A 15895-nucleotide genomic window follows, 5' to 3' on the forward strand; every position below is an offset into this window, starting at 1 on the left:
GCGCGCCGGCTCGCGCTTTCAGACTGGCGGAGTGCCAATGCTGAGGGCGATCTATCAAGCACTCTGGTGGATCATCGCGCCGCTGGCCGTGTTGCGTCTATTGATCCGCTCGCGCAAGGAACGCGGATATCGCGAGCATATCGGCGAGCGGTTCGGTTATTCGCGCGGCCGGCTGCCTGAGGACAACGCGCCGCTGATCTGGGTGCACGCGGTGTCGGTGGGCGAGACGCGCGCCGCGCAACCGCTGATCGACGCGCTGATGAAGGCGCGTCCCGACGCCCGCATTCTGTTGACGCACATGACACCGAGCGGGCGCGCCACCGGCGAGCAGATTTTCGGCGACCGTGTATTGCGCAGCTATCTGCCGTACGACATGCCGCATGCGGTGCGGCGGTTTTTGCGGACGTGGCGGCCGTCGCTCGGTCTGGTGATGGAAACCGAAGTGTGGCCCACGCTGATCGACGAATGCCGTCGCGCGGACGTGCCATTGGTGCTGACCAACGCGCGAATGTCGGCGCGTTCGTACAAACGCGCGGCCAAGTTCGGCAATGCGACCAAAGACGTGTTCGGCGGCTTTGCACGCGTGCTGGCGCAAAGTCCGTCGGATGCCGAGCGGCTGACCGCGCTCGGCGCGCGCAATGCAGCGGTGCTCGGCAATCTGAAATTCGACATGACCACGCCGCCGGAGTTGGCGGCGCGCGGGCATGCGTGGCGTGCGGCGATTGGCGCGCGTCCGGTGTGGGTCGCGGCCAGCACGCGCGAGGGTGAAGAGGAACTGGTGCTGCAAGCGTTCGCGGCGCTCGGCATGAAAGAGGCGCTACTGATTCTGGTGCCGCGTCATCCGCAACGTTTCAACGAAGTCGCGGGGCTGGTCGAGAAGGCCGGGCTGCGGCTCGAACGGCGTTCGGCGTGGGCGCGGGATGCGAAGGTGGCGTCGGCGGCGCATGCGAGCGGCGGGGTGGCGGCTTTGCCCGCGGGCGTCAACGTGCTGCTCGGCGATTCGATGGGCGAATTGGGCGCTTACTATGCCGCTTCGGATCTGGCGTTCATCGGCGGCAGTTTGTTGCCGTTGGGCGGGCAGAATCTGATCGAGGCGTGCGCGGTCGGCGTGCCGGTGCTGATTGGGCCGCACGTGTTCAACTTCACGCAGGCCACCGCCGATGCCGTGGCGGCGGGCGCGGCCGTACAGGTGCAGGACCCGGCCGATCTGGCGCGGGCATTGCGTGAGTTGTTCGGCGATAAGGCCCGGAGGCTGGCCATGGGCGGCGCGGCCTCGGCGTTCGCCGCGCGCCATCGCGGCGCGACCGCGCGAACCGTGGATGTGTTGATGGCGTTGTTGCCGGAAGTGGAGTGAGGAAGGGCGACCGTGAAACGCGGCGCTGGGTTTATCGCTTCGCGCGCCGGTAAATACTATATTCTGCGAGGGTCGGGCTGGTCCATCACCCGCCTTGTGACTTGAACCGCTTTCTCACCGCCTGCAATGACGCTTTTCACCGACCTCGGTTTTCAATGGGACCGCACCGCGATTCCGCAAGACATTCCGACTCATTCGATCAAACGGGTCTGCTTCCGTTTTCATCGAATGCTGCCGGAATTCGTGTGGGATGCGAGTGTGCTCGAAGGCAATCCTTTTACGTTTCCAGAGGTCAAGACGCTGCTTGACGGCATTACTGTCGGTGGCCGGAAGATTTCTGATCAGGAGCAGGTTCTGAACCTCGCGGAGAGTTCAAAGCACCTGCTCGCGATCGTGCAGAACGGGCGGTTTGCACTCGACAAGACCACGTTCTGCGACTTGCATCGCCTTGTCGCGCGTAACGAGGCTCTCGAGTGGGGCGTCTTCCGCGGGGAGGGGGAGGAAACGCGATACACGCCCGACGTCGCATTGGGCGAGGCAGGACGCCATACTCCATTAGCGACATTGCCGGGTGCGCCGGAACTCAACCGCGTTTTTTCCGCGGGCACGCGTGCACTGACTGATCACGTCTCCAACGCCTTTGAGCGCGGTTGCGCTTTTTTCCTCTTCGGCGCGTTGCAGCAGTTCTTCTTCGACGGCAACAAACGCACCTCACGCTTCATGATGAACGGCGTGCTGATGGCGAACGGTATCGACGCGATCAGTGTCCCCGCGCAACGTGCGGCCGACTTCAACGAAAAAATGGTGCGTTTTTATCTATCGAAGGACGGCTCCGAAATGATGGCATTCCTGCTTGAATGCCATCCGGGCGAGTGAAGCTTCACACCTTCAACAACCCCTTCTTCTCGATAAACTTCACCACCTCATCCAACCCGTCGAGCGCCTTCAGATTGGTCATCACGAAGGGCCGCTCGCCGCGCATCTTCTTCGCGTCCGAGGCCATTACTTCGAGATTCGCGCCGACCATCGGCGCGAGGTCCGTCTTGTTGATCACGAGCAGATCGGACTTGGTAATGCCGGGGCCGCCTTTGCGCGGAATCTTCTCGCCGCCCGCCACGTCGATCACATAGATCGTCAGGTCCGACAGTTCCGGACTGAACGTCGCCGCGAGGTTGTCGCCGCCCGATTCGATAAACACGATATCCGCATCGGGAAAGCGCGTCAGCATACGGTCGACAGCTTCAAGATTGATCGAAGCGTCTTCGCGAATCGCCGTATGCGGACAGCCGCCGGTTTCGACGCCCATGATCCGCTCAGCGGGCAACGCGCCGGCCACGGTCAGCAGACGCTGGTCTTCTTTCGTATAGATGTCGTTGGTGATGGCGACGAGGTCGTACTGTTCGCGCATCGCCTTGCAGAGCATTTCGAGCAGCGTGGTCTTGCCCGAGCCGACCGGACCGCCGACGCCCACGCGCAGCGGCGGCAGTTTCTTCGTGCGGACGGACGAGTGGGCGGGATGATGAGGTGCGTTCATGATGGATCGAGTTATGAGCGAAAGAGCCGCGAATACTGCGACTCGTGGCGCGCCGACAGAATGCCGAGCTGCGGCGCGAAGGTGTTGATGTTCTCGGGCGATGTGGCGAGAGCGCGCGTCACGGCGGCGTCGATTGGCTCGCGCAGCGCGACGATGATGCGTTGACCGGCGAGCTGTCCCAGCGGCACGGCTTTCAATGCGGCGGCCGCCTGGTTTTCGACCCAGCTGAAGGCGTAGGCGGCGAGGGCGGCGTCGACGGCTGCGTCGTGCGCGTAAGCGGCGAAAGCGAACGCGGTAGGTTGGGCGAGCGGCGTCATCGAGGCGAGCGTCGCGCGCCGGTCAGCGTCGCCCCATTCGAGCGACGCGCACAACTGCCGCAACGACCAGCCCATCTGTTCCGTTTCGCGGCGCAATTCCGCGGATTCACGGCTTGCGAGGAATTCGCTGTTGGCAACGCGCAAGCCTTCGGCGTCATGCGCGCGCCAGCGCTCCATCTGATGCGCGAGGAACGGCAGTTCGCCATGCGCGAGCACGTCGGTCAAGCCGCTGGCGATCCACTCGCGGGCGGAACCCGCATCGGTGATCAACTGCGCTTCGATGGCGGCTTCGAGACCCTGCGAGTAGCTGAATGCGCCGATCGGCAACGCCGGTGACGCCAGATGCAGCAGCGCCGTCAGTTCAGCGATGCGCATGATGATGGTGATGTCCGTGGCCGCACGATTCGTCGTGAACGTGATCGCCGTGATCGTGGTCATGATCGTGCGCGTGGTCATGGCCGTGATCGTGCGCATGCGAATGCGAATGCTCATGCGCCGCGTGACTATGCCCATGCTCATGGTCATGCGAATGCTCATGCCCATGATGCTCGCCGAACACCTGCTGCGCGAGCGCGTAGTCTTCGGCGAAGGTTTCGTCGTGACCATGTTTATGGCCGCCGCCATACGCGCCGGATTCCGGCTGGAATGGCATCGAAACCTGATCGACCGTTGCGCCGATGCGCTTGAGCATATCGGCCAGCACCGGATCGTATTCGAGCTTCAGATAATCGGTGCCGACTTCCACCGGCGTATGACGATTGCCGAGGTGATAAGCGGCGCGAGTCAGAGTCAGCGCATCTTTCGCGCGCACGTAGAGGACCGTTTCAGGTGCCGCGACGACGCGCACGAGGCCGCCGTCGTCGGCGATCAGCACGTCGCCGTCTCGCAGCACGGTGCCGCGCGGCAACACCAGCGCGACTTCTTCGCCGCTGTCGAGCGTGGCCGCGAGCCGGCTCTTGCGCCGGTCGTCGAACGCCAGCGTCAAGGTCGGCGCGCGCTTCACCAGCACGGGCGCGAGCTTCAGATGCGGCGCAATCAGTTTGTCGATGGTACGCATGGTCAGAACAGGAAGTAGCGTTGCGCCATCGGCAGCACGGTGGCCGGTTCGCAGGTCAGCAACTGACCGTCGGCGATCACCTGATAGGTTTCCGGATCGACGCTGATCGCCGGACGCCACGCGTTGTGGATCATGTCTGCCTTCGAAATGTTGCGGCAGTTCTTGACCGCAACGATACGCTTGTTCAGACCATAGCGTTCGGCGACGCCGGCGTCCGCGGCCATCTGCGAGACGAAGGTGAGCGACGTGCGCCCCAATGCGCCGCCGCGCGTCGCGAACATCTCGCGATAGTGCACCGGCTGCGGTGTGGGGATCGACGCGTTCGGGTCGCCCATCTGCGCCATCGCGATCATGCCGCCCTTGAGAATCAGCGACGGCTTGATGCCGAAGAACGCCGGCTCCCAGAACACCAGATCGGCCCACTTGCCCGGCTCGATCGAGCCGACTTCATGCGCGATGCCGTGCGTGATCGCCGGGTTGATCGTGTACTTGGCGACGTAGCGCTTTGCACGGAAGTTGTCGTGCCGCGCGCTGTCTTCGGGCAGCGCGCCGCGTTGCACTTTCATCTTGTGCGCCGTCTGCCACGTGCGAATGATCACTTCGCCCACCCGGCCCATGGCCTGCGAATCCGACGACAGCATGGACAGCGCGCCGAGGTCGTGCAGGATGTCTTCGGCGGCGATGGTCTCGCGGCGAATGCGCGATTCCGCGAAAGCGATGTCTTCCGCAATCGACGGATCCAGGTGGTGGCACACCATCAGCATGTCGAGATGCTCTTCGAGCGTGTTGACGGTGTACGGGCGCGTCGGATTGGTCGAGGAGGGCAGCACGTTCGCTTCGCCGCATACCTTGATGATGTCCGGTGCGTGGCCGCCGCCCGCGCCTTCCGTGTGATAGGTGTGGATCGTGCGGCCCTTGAACGCGGCCACGGTCGCTTCGACGAAACCCGCTTCGTTCAGCGTGTCCGTGTGAATCGCGACCTGCGTGTCGGTGTCGTCCGCAACGGAGAGGCAGTTGTCGATCGCGGCAGGCGTCGTGCCCCAGTCTTCATGCAGCTTCAGGCCGATCGCGCCCGCGGCGATCTGTTCGAGCGCCGGTTGCGGCTGGCTCACGTTGCCTTTGCCGAGAAAGCCGAGGTTCATCGGATAACCGTCGGCCGCTTGCAGCATGCGTTCGAGATGCCACGGACCCGGCGTGCAGGTAGTCGCGTTCGTACCCGTGGCCGGACCCGTGCCGCCGCCGAGCATCGTGGTCACGCCGCTCGCAAGCGCTTCTTCGATCTGCTGCGGGCTGATGAAGTGAATGTGCGTATCGATGCCGCCCGCCGTGACGATCAGGCCTTCGCCCGCGATCACTTCGGTGGAGGCGCCGATCGCGATCGTCACGTTCGGCTGGATGTCGGGATTGCCCGCTTTGCCGATCGCGGCGATGCGGCCGTTCTTGATGCCGATGTCGGCCTTGACGATGCCCCAGTGATCGAGAATCACCGCATTCGTCACGACGGTATCGACCACGTCGGCATGCACGCGTTGCGACTGGCCCATGCCGTCGCGAATCACTTTGCCGCCGCCGAATTTCACTTCTTCGCCGTAGGTGGTGAAGTCGCGCTCGACCTCGATCAGCAAATCGGTGTCGGCAAGGCGCACGCGGTCGCCGGTGGTGGGGCCGAACATTTCCGCGTATGCGCGGCGGCCAATGCGTAATGTCATGGTGTGGGTCCGGAAATGAGCAGGGCGGTTCGGGCGAAGGAGCGCGCGTGGCGCATCACAGCTTGCCCATCACCTTGCCGTTGAAGCCGTAGACGACGCGATCGCCCGCCAGTTCGACCAGTTCGACGGTGCGCTCCTGACCGGGCTCGAAGCGCACGGCGGTGCCCGCCGCGATGTTCAGCCGGAAGCCACGCGCAGCCTCGCGATCGAACGCGAGTGCCTCGTTCACTTCGTAAAAGTGATAGTGGGAGCCGATCTGCACTGGACGGTCGCCGGTATTCGACACGACCACCGTGACGGTCGCGCGGCCCGCGTTGAGCTCGTGTTCGCCGTCGTCGATGAGGAGTTCGCCGGGAATCATCTGGGCTTGCCTTATGGGATGGGTGATCTCTGTGATCAGGGAATCGGGTGGTGAACGGTGACGAGCTTGGTGCCGTCGGGGAACGTCGCTTCGACCTGGATGTCGGGGATCATCTCGGGCACGCCTTCCATGACGTCGTCACGGGTGAGCAGCGTGGTGCCGTAGTGCATCACTTCGGCGACGGTCTTGCCGTCGCGCGCCGCTTCCATCAGCGCGGCGGTGATGAAGGCGATCGCTTCCGGGTAGTTCAGTTTGAGGCCGCGTGCGCGGCGCCGTTCGGCAAGCAGCGCGGCGGTGAAGATCAGCAGCTTGTCCTTCTCGCGAGGTGTCAGCTTCATCGAATATGTGCGTAGGGTTGCAACGGTTGTGGCGGCGGTCCTCGTCGGGACCGGCTGCGACAATGATAGGCGCTGCGCGTCATGGCTGCGATCAGGTGCGAGGCACGGGATGCGTCCATGACGAATGCAATGCCGGATAAGCCGGTCACGGTATCAATTTCGCCTAACGGCACGCTTACAGATCGGCCGGCAGCGGCGCGCTGAACCACTTCTTCGACATCGTGTTGAGCGTGCCATCCTGCTTCGCTTGTGCGATGGCCGCGTTCACTTTCTGCTGCAGGCGCGGCTCGTTCTTGTTCATGCCGACGAAGCACGGCGAATTCTTGATGACGAACTTCGGCTCCGGGCGGCGCGGCGGATTCTTCGCGAGGATCGCGGCCGCGACGATATTGCCCGCGGCGATCAACTGCACCTGGCCCGAGAGGAACGCGGCGATCGTTGCGTTGTTGTCCTCGAAGCGCTTGATGGTCGCGTTCGGCGCCATTTGCGTGAGACCGATCTCTTCCAGCGCACCGCGGGTTGCGCCGACCGTCTTGCCGGTCAGGTCGGCGGGGCCGCTGACCTTGATGTCGGCGGGACCGAACACGCCTTGATAGTACGGCGCATAGGCCGTCGAAAAATCGATCACCTTCTCGCGATCCGGCGTCTTGCCGAGCGACGAGATGACCAGATCGACCTTGCCTGTTTGCAGATACGGAATACGGTTGGCGCTATTGACCGGCACGAGTTCGAGCTTCACGTTCATCGACTTCGCGAGCAGGGCGGCCGTATCGATATCGTAGCCTTGCGGCTTCATGTCCGCGCCGACCGAACCGAACGGCGGATAGTCTTCCGGCACGGCGACTTTCAGCACGCCGGCCTTGGCAATGTTATCGAGGGTGTCCGCGTGAGCGGCGGGCGCTTGGATGGCGAGGACGGGCGAGAGCAACAATGCGGCGAGCCAGGCGCGACGCGCGGGGCGGAGAGTCGATCGTGTCATGTTCTGTGAGCGGAGGTGGCGGAGGTAGTGGCAACGAGCCGGTCGGCTGCCGTCAGGGTGCGGCAGCATCGTGGGGGATTTTGACGCAAGGTATGTGCCATGGCGGTGCAGCATGGGCTGCCGGCCGACGGAATAACGGGCGCACGTAATTGAGGCAACGCGACGCGCCAAATTGGTGCGCGACGCGTCTTACGACGGTGAAAGGAGGGCGGTCACTTTCCGCAGGAAAGCATCCACGAATACCGCGACGGCGCGCGCAGCGCCGCCGGAAGAATGACTGCTGTGTCACAGACGGGGAAGTGTGCAGATGCAGACTGACCGGCTCGTACTCACCGGCCCATCTCAGGGTGCCGAGTTCCGGGTTCTTCAGGTGCGGCAGGTGCATCGCGTCCGGCCCCAGCATGTCGGGGTCGTTCGCAGCCTCGTACAGTGACGGCCGCAATGTCGGACTCAGTTTGTCCAGTACGAGATTAGGCACGTCGAACGTCAGCTTCAGGTCCACCGCAGTGACTTCCTCGTCACCGTGCATTTCGGTCCTGACGTTGATATGTGCGATCTTTACCGGGTGGCGCTGGAAGTCGAGCATCATCATTCTCCCTTGTCGTCGAATCCGGCCGCCCGCGCGCTGTAAAGCTGCGAGAGTTCGGTACGCTGCGCATCGTCCTTCACATGGCGGATAAGGTCGGCTGCGGCGTTCAGCGCATCGGTACTGGTGGCGACGTTGAGCGCGTCCGCTACTTCAGCGAACGTCACGGCGGGCGCGTCAGCCTGTGCGGCATCCTCTGCGGGAGTTGCGGATTTGGTCTTGCGTCCGGGATCGTCCTTACCCTTGCGCGAGCGCATGCGCTGCTTGACCGTTGACGTGCGGGAACTGGCAGCGGCCGCGGCTACATTGGCGGCGGGACTATCACCCATTTCGAACCATTCGGCTGGCGTGCTCATGCCGTCGCGCAGGGAGTTGAAAATCTTCTTCAGCGACATGGCCATGGCGGGCGTCAGCGCCGACATATGGCGCTGGATGCGCTTCTCGATCATCTCCTTCGTGACGCCGTAAGTGCCGAAGCGCTCCAGCATCTGCGCAATCAGTTCGTCGGTAATCTCGATCTTCGCGGCCAGCGTGGTTTCGCATTGCCTGACAGCCGCTTCGACACCTGCAAGCCCTGGCGAAGTCAGTGCAAAGGTACATTCCGGCGGGCAGGACGGAACGACCCCGGCAATGTGCCAATCTGGCTCGGGAGCTTGTGACCTTTGCGGAGAAATTCAGCCGCGTCGCGGACGCGGAGGACATCATGTTCGCGTTGATCGCGACCGACAATCTGGTTCTGCTGGACGACGACGAGCGGGCAAAGGTTCTCAAGGCGGCCGACGGATTGCAGACGCAATCGCTGCCTGAGTGAAGTCGAAGGGTGTTTGATAGCAGGGCGCGATTATTCGCGCCCTGTCTTTTTGGAGAATCGGTAGGCGCTGGCCCGCGTGAATTTCAGGCTCCGCAGGCGGTCAAAGGGAGAAACACCGGCCTGCGCATGCCTGCCCCTGTCGCGGACCAGCGAGCCCATTCAACCACAGTTGTTTTTCAACCAGTGGCGTTGTGTCGAAATTTGACAATTGACGCGCGCCGCTTCAAATCAGTATCCGAACGGCCCGATACCTCCACTTCCGATAGCTGCGCAAGACAGCCGTCCGCCAGCTCGTCGGCAATAATGTTGCGCTCCACTATCGCGAGTCCCGCGCACTTGCGCGCGGCTTCTGATCGTTTGGTAGACCTGATAATTCCTACCCCTGTTGCAGATGTTTCCGATAGACGGGCGCACGTTGTTTTCTGGATCATCTCTGCACACGCAAAAAAAGCGCAAGCAATATAAATCAACCAGCCTGTTCAAACTACATCAATGTCTAAGACAGTAAAAACAATATGGTTGGCCGCTGCGATCGCTATAACTTCCATCTGCTCTGCATTCGTAATACGCGACCGGTCGAGTTCTGTGCCGGATACACAGATCGCGGCTTTTAACCCTTACCCAATCGGCTCACCGGCTCGCCGTGAGCAGGAAAGGTATTTGGATTGGCTGATGGAGAACGCGCAGCTTGGCCGTGCTGCTGCGTCACCAGGGTTATTGGATCGACAGAGGCTGGCCAGTCGTCTCATGGCCACCGGAATGGGGCGTCTGCCTGATAACCTGCTGGAGAATTACCTTCCTCTGGTAAGCAAGATAGTTGACTCACTCGACGAAGAGTCATGCGGTAAATTCATGAAGAGAGAGCTACCGAAAGCACAGTTCGTCTCAAGTGCTAACGCAGTCATCGGCGCCTTTGATGCTGAAGAAGCGAAGACATGGTTTTCTGTCGAGAAGTCGGCCATTCAGGCCGATCTTGATGGAACTCCGGTGGTGCCGATAAATGGCGAGCAGACACCATACGATCTTATGAAGCTCGCTGCCTCTCTTCCAGGCAATCAAAGTGCAAAATTTCTGCTGCGGTTACGCAAGTTTTCCACCGCATCATATGGCGAGGCATGCGCGGTGACCCGAACGCTTTTATCGCAAGGAAGCAGACTGGACGAACCCTATCGGGGACGAGTCGCTCGACTACTGCTAACCAATCATGCAGGTTGATGCAGATACGCTTTAATTGCCGCGCTGGCGAGTCTAAAGTCCGCCGATGACGATGATGCCTGCCGAACGGCCCGTGTTCTCTAATCGCTATCCGAACGGCCCGATAGGGCAGCCGCGCATTCGTGACCTCACACCAGACTGGAAATCAGACTGCATCCGCATGTGGCCCGATGACCCTGACGCGCGACGGGCGTACCGTGATCGCGGATTTTCTCGTCGCCGTCGAGGATCATGTTCGGCTCGACGTCGGGGTGCAGCGGGCACTCTATGAGGTCGCCTTTACGGGCGACGCGTCGCCCGGCGTAATGCATGGTTTGAGAGGCGGTGACAACTTTGCCGCCGTGGTCGGTAGTGTCGCCGAGTCGGATATAGTCGATCATCGAATTGGCTCCAAGTGGTCGGCCTGCGGGAAAGGATCATTGATATCCGTCGAGCGGACCCAACCAGTCGTAACCTTTCCAGGCACGGGATTAAAAAAATCTGGATTGGTATATCGGACAAGAGAGTAGTCGCCGTTTTGCGTCAAGACACCAACCACGTCCCCCGGCGTGAGATATCCATTAGTTATCGCAAACGAATGTCCTCGCTTTCCATAAAAAAACGTTTTTCGTTTGACTACGCGAATTCCATACGCTCGAATTTTTTTTGTTATGTAATATCGAGTGGCGCCCTGGTCATATGGCCCTCCATGAAAAAAACCGACTGCACCGCCACATCCAGGAGGTTCCAAAGAGGTTTTTAGAATCCATTGGTCGCCCATTATGTATAATTTTCCCGGTACGTCCCATTCCGCGTCTCTGTCAACGTAGCGAAATTGACTGGCACTCAATGCATACGTTTTTACGTCAAGTATTGAGTAGACTCCATCGCTTGTCTTTGTCGCACTTCCGGTGTTGGCAGTAAAAAAGAACATGCATGAGACACCTTTCTCCAACGCGCCATAGTAACCGCGCAAGGAGTTGCCCGATTCAATGGCCATAAGACTTGGACTGTCAAATACAAGCAAGCTGGAGGCATAGCCAAAACGGCAGAAAAAAGCTAGAACTATACAAAGCCATTTTTTATTTGAATTCATTGTAATATTTCTCCAGGCTCTTTGCGTAATTCGGATTTTGCACTTTCCAATTCCTTCCGTTATAACTAGAGGCGACGTTTTCCCATTTTTTATGAGCGAGCCCTTGTATCGCAGCAGGCTTTGCTTTCTTCATGAATGCCTCAAACATTTTTACCTGCGAGTCAATGCTCTCCATGCATTTGTTCGCCATGTCAACGGGAGTTGTGCAGTCGCAGTATTCAAAATATTCGCCGAGAATCTGAAAGGCTCCCCATGAGCAGGATTTGATCGCCGCGTCTCGATCAAGTGTTGCGGCCTTCACAAATTTCTCATATTGGTGAATTCCTGCGGGACCATATGCGCCAGGTTTGGGGAAACAAATGTCAGGAAATGCTATATACGGATGCCTGGCTTTTTTCCCTGTCTTTTTGTCGGCAGGCGGCAATGTGAACCCGTAAAAGTGATGGCGCTCAAAGAGAATTCGAACCAGGCCGTTGGGATCATAACCCCCATCGGGTGTCCATTCGCCGTCCCCGACTGTTTCCTGTTTGTTTAACGCCTTGACTGCCGCTGCTTCGCAACCGAAAGACGCGGCAAGGTATCGGAAGTGCTCGTCGGTGAGCAGCCATGCTTTCGGATAGTTCAATCTCGATGCGAGCAGATTTATCGCGATAGTCCGCGGCTTCCCCGTATCGACTACGCGGTAATGATGCTCAATCGTGATCGAGGTTTTAGGTTTCCCCGTGGCGGGGTCGTTTTGCGTTTCCTTCTTTTTCGTCGGGAAGTCTTTTTTCACCTTGCCCTGTTCGGTGACCTTTTGTGTGAACCCTATGTAAGGCCCAAACTCATTAACCAGCCTATCCATTGTCATGATTTCGCCGTTTTTCATGACGGGGATTTTCACGTCGCGCTCGAACACATCCTTGGGCGTAAGCTGCGTTACCGCTTCAAGATGATATTCGGGACTATTAATAACATAGGCAGTCACGTCCTTCGTCGGCGTCACTGTCGCTTTCAGTACATATTGTTCATGACGGTTCCTGACGAGTACATCAAGCGGCTGTCCGCGCGCGGCATTCTGGATCGTCAGGGCGTACCCGTCCTTGTCTGTCACGGCGTCCGTGCTATTGACTACTATTGTTGAGGGTGCGGGCGGCTCTGACTCAGGTGTGGAAGTCGATGTCGGCTCGTCCGTCTCAGGGCCGATTATCCAGGCCGGAGCCGGTGGCGCGCCGGTCCCCGCCGCAACGCGTACAGCCAGCCCTTCGATAGGGTGGTTCAGGGCATCCCTGAAAACAATAGTCACTTCGACAAAAGGCTTAGGCGGGGCTTTAGGATGCGTTGGAGCATGCCCGTTATGATGCGGTTTGTTCACAGAATTCCTCATGCGTGTTCAGCGTTATCGCTCGATAGATGCGCTTCGTTCCGGTCGTCCAGTTCGAGACCGTCATATTCGTTCTCGGCAACCCCCCATTCACCCGCACCAATCTCGCATTTGACTTTTGTGGGCATGGACGTCTGGGCGGCGATCGTTTCGCCTTCCGTTAGCATGCCCTGCTGCTGGAGCGTGCCGTCCGGCAGATAGACGCGATATGGCAGGTTAGCGAGCACAGGGCCAATGCCGAGATTCGTTGCTACGGTGCTGACGTCGAACGTCTGCGAATAGACATGGGTAAAACTCTGCGCGAGGGGAGTAACGGGCATGACTGGCATTGACATACGTTTTGAGTCCGGCCCCGGTACGTCCCACCATGCGCCTTTTCCGATGATTGGCCCCGGTGAGCCGTTGATGATGCCGTCGCCGTTGATCTGGATATACGAGCCGCCCGCGCCGATCCACACTTCCTTCGCGGCGGTTATAACAACCCGTCCATTGGTGCTAGTGACCGTCACGTCCTTTAATGCGGCCAGTCCCATCTCGTCGCCCTGTGCCTGCATGTCAATCCGGCCTCGGGCCGCCATGAACTTCATGCCGTCCTGGTAGGCGAACAGGGAAATCGATCCTCTCACTGAGGCGTGGTACGAACGTCCTGCGGACAGACTGTAGTCGCGGCCTGCCGTGACTGCGTGATCGTTCATGCTGGCCTGGTGCGTACTATCCGCTGCGGTTGTCGCGAGGCCCGCTGCACTCGCCAGAAGCAGGTCGGGGCGGGTCATTTCCGGCGACGGATTGTCACGGGTTAGCGTGCCGCCCCTGAGTGCATCGTTCTGTTTTTTGATTGTTTGCGTTGCATCGCGCTGGCTCGCCCGTGCATCCTGCGCCTTGTGCTGCTGCGCAAGCTGCGCCAGGTCCTCATGTAACTCGCGCGCCTGCGTGAGTCGCTGCACCGTCTCGCCCATGTCTTTCACTGGCGCCGTGGCACCTGACCGCGTCTCGGTGGTGACGAGCAACCCCCTGTTAGCGCGTGCGACACCCCATGAGTCCGTCGCCAGTTCCCACCCCTCGCCGCGTTCCTCCTTGCGCCCCTCGTTGCCATCGATGCGCGTGTTATGACCCAGCACAAGGCGCGACTGCGCGTGATCGCTGCTGACCTGTACCTGTAGTTTGCCGGGCGTGTCGTCGGCGACGATCTGGTTGACCTGCAATCCGGCGAGGTCGCGCGTGCGTGTGCCGCACAGTGCGTGATTGGCCGGTAGCTTCCACGGCGGCTGATTGAGCCGGTTAACCATGCGGCCCGCGATATAGGGCTTGTCCGGGTCGCCTTCGTGATAGTTGATCGTCACTTCTTCGCCGATACGGGGGACGAAGATCGAGCCGAACGACTGACCCTGCCATGACGACGACACGCGCACCCAGCAGCTTGCGCGCTCGTCCCTCGGTCCGTCCACGTCCCACAGATAATTGATCTTCACCCGACCGTACGCATCGACCCAGGTGGTCTGGTCTTTGGGTCCGACCACCACCGCCGTCTCGGGGTAACAATGCGGCTTCGTCTTCGGCCTGTTCCTGAAGTACCGGTGACGCGGTTGCAGCTCGAAGTTGGTCACACACTGGAACTGGCGTTCGTCCGGCGCTCCGGCCGACCTCGTCGCTCCGCTCGCGTTGTGAATATCAATCGTCGTGGACACGACCAGATACTCGGCGTTCAAGGTCGGCTCGGGGTGGTCCGAGAGGGAGAATGTCCTGCCCGTTTTCAGGCCGAGCAGGTTGCCCCGGCCTCTGAGGCGCGCGCTGCGTGAGTAGAACGCATAGGCGCGCACGCCTGCGAGATAGCTGGCTTCCTCGAGATAACGGTTAGGCTGGCCCGAGAGGCCCATTGAACCGGCAAGTGGCTGCGAGTAGTCGCCCCAGTGGCGTTCTTCCGCCGGATGCCGGTCGTCGTACCCGTCGCGATCTTCGTTGACGTAGTGGTCCTCAGCCAGAGCTTGAGGTCCACGGGTGTAGTCGTAATCGACCATGCTCACCTTCGACGTCGTAACGCGACGCGCCGGTTTCAAGCTGGAGATATATTCCTCGTCTATGCGCCCAGCACCGGGCGCGTGATAGCGTATCGAGTCGTAGGCGTTCCCGTGAGGCTGATGGAACTGAGGCGCGTCACACAATACGAGCCGTTCGTCATCCTCAAAGTAATACAGTCCCCATTCCCGCCATAAGCGGGTGAGGAATTCAAAGTCGGACTCCCACATCTGACGTACGAAGTCGCGCGTCGGGTAGCCGTCTTCCAGCTTGAACGCGGACACCTTCATTTCATACGCGACCGGATAATCGCGCAGCACGTCGCTGGTGATATCCAGCACGCTTTTATTCTGGAATATGCGGCTGCGCGAACTCTTTGTGGTCAGCCACAATGCGGGACGCACGACAAGGCGGTAGTACAGGTGGCGATCATCTGCGCCGGTCAACTCGGCCTTGCTGATGAATCCCGAAATCTTCCTGACGCCAGCGCCGGCGTTTGCAGTACCACCATAGCTGGCGATCCCGATGACCGATCTTCCCTTGCCGTCGAACTCAATCGAGATTGTCACCTTCTTGCCGAGCAGTTTCTCCAGGACGACCCGACCGCTGGAGTCGAGTTGGGAGACAGCCGGTGAGTAGGTTGTGACCATGTCCAGCGTGTACCTGTACAGCTTGCCTAGTGCCTCCGTGCCCCGTAGTCGCACGGGAAACAGCACCTGTCGGCCGCGCTCGACCGGGAAGGCATCGCAGGATACTTTCAGCGTGCTCCATTCGGTCGGGCTAAACATGGCGCCTCCTGCCGGTGGCCGGGCACAACCGTCGTCCGCATGACTTCATATGCCTTCTCTCGCTCAAAATTGACTTTTTTATTATCAGAGCGTCGCGGTCACGCGTCTGTAGGACTGCTGTAAAGATTCGTCAAGGGGGAATATTTTGATAGGTACGCCGCATAAGCTCGTCAGTGATTAACGGAGGACTGCCAGCTGCGGATGATCTCCTGAGGTTAATCTGGGCTGTGCGGGCGGCGACATGTCAGCGGCTGTGGGAACCAGAGCGCCGAAAAAAAGCGGCCCGCACATGGGCGGGCCGTAGAGAGAGACACGGCAGGCAGAGAACCGAGGGGACGGTTGGCGGGACCACCTGCGCGCGCATCCCTATTTGACTGCATTGCGCGAATTTCAGG

16 protein-coding genes are annotated in these 15895 nt (G+C 60.2%); 3 read left to right on the forward strand and 13 right to left on the reverse strand.

The window, feature by feature from the left end; all coding sequences use genetic code 11:
* The first annotated feature begins 37 nt into the window (after positions 1-37).
* Both waaA and P0D68_RS05350 read left to right on the forward strand, forming a co-directional pair.
* Complete coding sequence (gene waaA, locus P0D68_RS05345) at positions 38-1354, forward strand: lipid IV(A) 3-deoxy-D-manno-octulosonic acid transferase (protein ID WP_408299170.1); 1317 nt, start codon at positions 38-40, stop codon at positions 1352-1354.
* Between the two features lie 228 nt (positions 1355-1582).
* Complete coding sequence (locus P0D68_RS05350; RefSeq protein WP_408468100.1) at positions 1583-2230, forward strand: Fic family protein; 648 nt, start codon at positions 1583-1585, stop codon at positions 2228-2230.
* 4 nt (positions 2231-2234) lie between these two features.
* On the opposite strand, the gene ureG is transcribed toward P0D68_RS05350, so the two are convergent.
* From ureG to P0D68_RS05395, 9 genes are all read right to left on the reverse strand, one after another.
* On the reverse strand, positions 2235-2888 hold the full coding sequence (gene ureG, locus P0D68_RS05355; RefSeq protein ID WP_408299173.1) for an urease accessory protein UreG: 654 nt from the start codon (positions 2886-2888) through the stop codon (positions 2235-2237).
* Between the two features lie 11 nt (positions 2889-2899).
* On the reverse strand, positions 2900-3580 hold the full coding sequence (locus tag P0D68_RS05360; protein WP_408299356.1) for an urease accessory protein UreF: 681 nt from the start codon (positions 3578-3580) through the stop codon (positions 2900-2902).
* Positions 3567-4262: an urease accessory protein UreE gene (gene ureE, locus P0D68_RS05365; RefSeq protein ID WP_408299175.1), complete on the reverse strand. Its 696-nt coding sequence runs from the start codon at positions 4260-4262 to the stop codon at positions 3567-3569. Before ureE ends, P0D68_RS05360 begins: the two co-directional genes overlap by 14 nt.
* Positions 4263-4264: 2 nt before the next feature.
* Complete coding sequence (ureC, locus tag P0D68_RS05370; protein ID WP_408299177.1) at positions 4265-5971, reverse strand: urease subunit alpha; 1707 nt, start codon at positions 5969-5971, stop codon at positions 4265-4267.
* A 55-nt stretch (positions 5972-6026) separates the two neighbouring features.
* Positions 6027-6332, reverse strand: coding sequence for an urease subunit beta (locus P0D68_RS05375; protein ID WP_091796485.1), 306 nt, complete (start codon positions 6330-6332; stop codon positions 6027-6029).
* A gap of 35 nt (positions 6333-6367) precedes the next feature.
* Entirely contained in the window at positions 6368-6670 is a 303-nt protein-coding gene (ureA, locus tag P0D68_RS05380) for an urease subunit gamma (protein WP_011487082.1), read from the reverse strand.
* Between the two features lie 175 nt (positions 6671-6845).
* On the reverse strand, positions 6846-7649 hold the full coding sequence (locus tag P0D68_RS05385) for a transporter substrate-binding domain-containing protein (protein ID WP_408299181.1): 804 nt from the start codon (positions 7647-7649) through the stop codon (positions 6846-6848).
* Positions 7650-7701: 52 nt separating this feature from the next.
* Positions 7702-8241 (reverse strand): hypothetical protein, encoded by a 540-nt coding sequence (locus tag P0D68_RS05390; RefSeq protein ID WP_408299183.1) that lies wholly within the window; start codon positions 8239-8241, stop codon positions 7702-7704.
* Entirely contained in the window at positions 8238-8723 is a 486-nt protein-coding gene (locus P0D68_RS05395; RefSeq protein WP_408299185.1) for a hypothetical protein, read from the reverse strand. The genes P0D68_RS05390 and P0D68_RS05395 overlap by 4 nt, the downstream gene beginning before the upstream one ends.
* Positions 8724-9706: 983 nt before the next feature.
* Between P0D68_RS05395 and P0D68_RS05400 the strand changes: the two genes are divergently transcribed.
* Positions 9707-10261, forward strand: coding sequence for a hypothetical protein (locus P0D68_RS05400; RefSeq protein WP_408299187.1), 555 nt, complete (start codon positions 9707-9709; stop codon positions 10259-10261).
* A gap of 128 nt (positions 10262-10389) precedes the next feature.
* Here the strand turns inward: P0D68_RS05400 and P0D68_RS05405 are convergent, their stop codons facing one another.
* From P0D68_RS05405 to P0D68_RS05420, 4 genes are read right to left on the reverse strand one after another with little or no spacing between them, the layout of a single operon-like run.
* On the reverse strand, positions 10390-10641 hold the full coding sequence (locus tag P0D68_RS05405; RefSeq protein ID WP_408299189.1) for a PAAR domain-containing protein: 252 nt from the start codon (positions 10639-10641) through the stop codon (positions 10390-10392).
* A complete protein-coding gene (locus P0D68_RS05410) occupies positions 10638-11336 on the reverse strand; it encodes a hypothetical protein (protein ID WP_408299191.1) in 699 nt (232 codons plus the stop codon). The genes P0D68_RS05405 and P0D68_RS05410 overlap by 4 nt, the downstream gene beginning before the upstream one ends.
* Complete coding sequence (locus P0D68_RS05415) at positions 11323-12690, reverse strand: N-acetylmuramidase family protein (RefSeq protein ID WP_408299193.1); 1368 nt, start codon at positions 12688-12690, stop codon at positions 11323-11325. Before P0D68_RS05415 ends, P0D68_RS05410 begins: the two co-directional genes overlap by 14 nt.
* Before the next feature lie 8 nt (positions 12691-12698).
* On the reverse strand, positions 12699-15500 hold the full coding sequence (locus tag P0D68_RS05420; RefSeq protein ID WP_408299195.1) for a type VI secretion system Vgr family protein: 2802 nt from the start codon (positions 15498-15500) through the stop codon (positions 12699-12701).
* Between the last annotated feature and the right edge of the window lie 395 nt (positions 15501-15895).

This window comes from Paraburkholderia sp. RL17-380-BIE-A (genome assembly GCF_046028085.1).
Taxonomy (GTDB): Bacteria; Pseudomonadota; Gammaproteobacteria; order Burkholderiales; family Burkholderiaceae; genus Paraburkholderia.

Bases quoted from the DNA above. Each gene is read 5' to 3' on its own strand.
- waaA (WP_408299170.1), top strand. From the start codon at position 38: ATGCTGAGGGCGATCTATCAAGCACTCTGGTGGATCATCGCGCCGCTG.
- P0D68_RS05350 (WP_408468100.1), top strand. From the start codon at position 1,583: ATGCTGCCGGAATTCGTGTGGGATGCGAGTGTGCTCGAAGGCAATCCT.
- ureG (WP_408299173.1), bottom strand. From the start codon at position 2,888: ATGAACGCACCTCATCATCCCGCCCACTCGTCCGTCCGCACGAAGAAA.
- P0D68_RS05360 (WP_408299356.1), bottom strand. From the start codon at position 3,580: ATGCGCATCGCTGAACTGACGGCGCTGCTGCATCTGGCGTCACCGGCG.
- ureE (WP_408299175.1), bottom strand. From the start codon at position 4,262: ATGCGTACCATCGACAAACTGATTGCGCCGCATCTGAAGCTCGCGCCC.
- ureC (WP_408299177.1), bottom strand. From the start codon at position 5,971: ATGACATTACGCATTGGCCGCCGCGCATACGCGGAAATGTTCGGCCCC.
- P0D68_RS05375 (WP_091796485.1), bottom strand. From the start codon at position 6,332: ATGATTCCCGGCGAACTCCTCATCGACGACGGCGAACACGAGCTCAAC.
- ureA (WP_011487082.1), bottom strand. From the start codon at position 6,670: ATGAAGCTGACACCTCGCGAGAAGGACAAGCTGCTGATCTTCACCGCC.
- P0D68_RS05385 (WP_408299181.1), bottom strand. From the start codon at position 7,649: ATGACACGATCGACTCTCCGCCCCGCGCGTCGCGCCTGGCTCGCCGCA.
- P0D68_RS05390 (WP_408299183.1), bottom strand. From the start codon at position 8,241: ATGATGATGCTCGACTTCCAGCGCCACCCGGTAAAGATCGCACATATC.
- P0D68_RS05395 (WP_408299185.1), bottom strand. From the start codon at position 8,723: ATGCTGGAGCGCTTCGGCACTTACGGCGTCACGAAGGAGATGATCGAG.
- P0D68_RS05405 (WP_408299189.1), bottom strand. From the start codon at position 10,641: ATGATCGACTATATCCGACTCGGCGACACTACCGACCACGGCGGCAAA.
- P0D68_RS05410 (WP_408299191.1), bottom strand. From the start codon at position 11,336: ATGAATTCAAATAAAAAATGGCTTTGTATAGTTCTAGCTTTTTTCTGC.
- P0D68_RS05420 (WP_408299195.1), bottom strand. From the start codon at position 15,500: ATGTTTAGCCCGACCGAATGGAGCACGCTGAAAGTATCCTGCGATGCC.